The 2,142-nt window shown below is 55.6% G+C and carries 2 protein-coding genes; both read right to left on the reverse strand.

Annotated elements, in window-relative coordinates:
- Positions 1 to 183: TIGR03936 family radical SAM-associated protein (locus QZL66_RS11935; protein WP_369677352.1), on the reverse strand; the 183-nt coding region annotated here is incomplete at its 3' end.
- Positions 144 to 1,994, reverse strand: coding sequence for a TIGR03960 family B12-binding radical SAM protein (locus QZL66_RS03510; RefSeq protein WP_022410373.1), 1,851 nt, complete (start codon positions 1,992 to 1,994; stop codon positions 144 to 146). The genes QZL66_RS11935 and QZL66_RS03510, both read right to left, overlap by 40 nt.
- Between the last annotated feature and the right edge of the window lie 148 nt (positions 1,995 to 2,142).

Raw genomic sequence — 2,142 nt, forward strand, 5'->3', positions numbered from 1 at the left:
CATGTGCGGATGGAATCCGGCGGAATAGGCTGCCGGCAGTCCGGCACGGCATACGGCACGCTGGAAACAGCGGATCAAATCCAGATGCGAGATGTATTTGGCTCTGCCCAGCTTGGCAAAGCGAACCCGAACACTGATGTTATTCAAAAGCAATTCCTCCCCAGTTTCCGATTGATACCGCATCCGGCACAGGCGCTGCGGCAGTGCGGTGTGGTCTTTGCATCGTGCGCTTTCTGATTTTCCCGCACAAAAAAGGCACGGTCCACCAGATAGTCCAGATGATCCCACGGGAACACCTCGTCATAGGCTCTGATGCGGTTGGCATAGAACGCCGGATCCAGACCGCACTCCGACATCGCCTGTTCCCAAATCTCATAGTGGAAGCACTCGCTCCAGCTGTCGAACTTGCTGCCGCTGCGCCATGCCTTTTCGATGACAGCGCTCAGCCGTCTGTCCCCTCTCGCCAGAACCGCCTCCAGACGGCTGATCTCGTAGGTGTGCCAGCTGACCTTGATTTTCTTCCGATGCCGCGGCTGGATGCAGGAGAGCAGATGTTCCTGCCGTTTCAGCAGCTCCTCCTGTTCCACCTGCGGTTCAAACTGGAACGGCGTGAACGGCTTCGGCACAAAGGTGGCGCAGCTGATGGAGATCTGCACCATTTTTCCCTTGGGGCGGTTCGGTGTTTCAAAAAAGCAGTCGATGATCTTCTCTGCCAGCCGGACAATTCCGGCGACATCGTCCAGCGTTTCCGTGGGAAGTCCCATCATAAAATACAGCTTGACGTTGGTGTATCCGCCGGCAAAAGCAATGGACGCTGTGCGGAGCATCTCCTCCTCGGTGACATTCTTGTTGATGACATCCCGCAGACGCTGTGTTCCCGCCTCCGGCGCAAAAGTCAGGCTGCTCTTCCGCACGCTCTGAATCTGTTCCATCAGCTCCTTGGAAAAGTTGTCCACCCGCAGAGAGGGCAGCGTCAGGTTGATGCGGTGGGATTCGGTGTAGGGCAGCAGCTGAGTTAGGGTTTCCTCCAGCCGGCTGTGATCGCTGGTGCTGAGGGAGGACATAGAGACCTCCTGATATCCTGTGTTGTCGCACAGGGTACGGCACTGACGGTTGATGGTTTCCGGTGACTTTTCCCGAAACGGCCGGTAGAGAAATCCCGCCTGGCAGAACCGGCAGCCGCGAATGCAGCCACGCAGCACTTCTTCTACCACACGGTCGTGCACCACCTCCATAAACGGTACGACAAACTGCCGAGGATAGAACACCTTGTCCAGATCGTCGACCACCCGCTTCTGAATGGTCGCCGGAATGCCCTCCTCCGGTGTCACGGCATCAATTGTCCCGTCCGGATGATAGGAAACCTTGTACAAAGACGGCACATAGATGCCCGGAATCTGTGCTGCCGCACGGAGAAATTCCTGACGGGTGGCGCCGGATTTCTTCATGGCGAGGTACAGGTCCATCAGCTCCAGCTCCACCTCTTCCCCCTCGCCGAGAACGAACAGATCAAAGAAATCCGCCAGCGGTTCCGGATTACAGACACACGGACCGCCTGCGATCACCATCGGTGCCAGCGCTTCGCCACGGTCTTTGGCATAGAGCGGAATCCCAGCCAAATCCAGCATGTTCAAAATGTTGGTGTAGGCAAGCTCGTATTGCAGGGTAAAGCCCACGAAATCGAACTCCTGCACCGGATCCAGACTCTCCAGCGCATACAGCGGAATCTGATGCTCCCGCATGAGCGCCTCGAAATCCGTCCACGGCGCAAAGACCCGTTCGCACCAGAAATTTTCCCGGCTGTTGATGAGGCTGTACAGGATTTTCATGCCAAGGTGGGACATGCCGATCTCATAGGTATCCGGAAAGCAAAAGGCAAACCGCACGTCCACGTTCTGAATTTCCTTGACAATGCTGCCCACTTCTCCCCCGATATACTGCGCCGGCTTCTGCACCTGCAGCAGAAGCGGTTCGATCTGCGATAATACATTCATATAGAAAAACGCTCCGTTCTCTTTGAGTCATTGTTTCTATTATAGCGGATTTTTCGAGAGAATGCAAGTATCAAAGATCATCGTGCAAAACCGAAAAGATTCTGAAAAACGCTCCCCGAAAAGGCTGCTCCAGCTGAGCGCAGCTGGC

Origin of the sequence: Ruminococcus sp. CAG:330 (genome assembly GCF_000437175.1) — a bacterium.
Lineage (GTDB): Bacteria > Bacillota > Clostridia > Oscillospirales > Ruminococcaceae > Ruminococcus_C.

Coding starts and splice junctions, on each gene's coding strand:
- QZL66_RS03510 (WP_022410373.1), bottom strand. CDS start 1,994: ATGAATGTATTATCGCAGATCGAACCGCTTCTGCTGCAGGTGCAGAAG.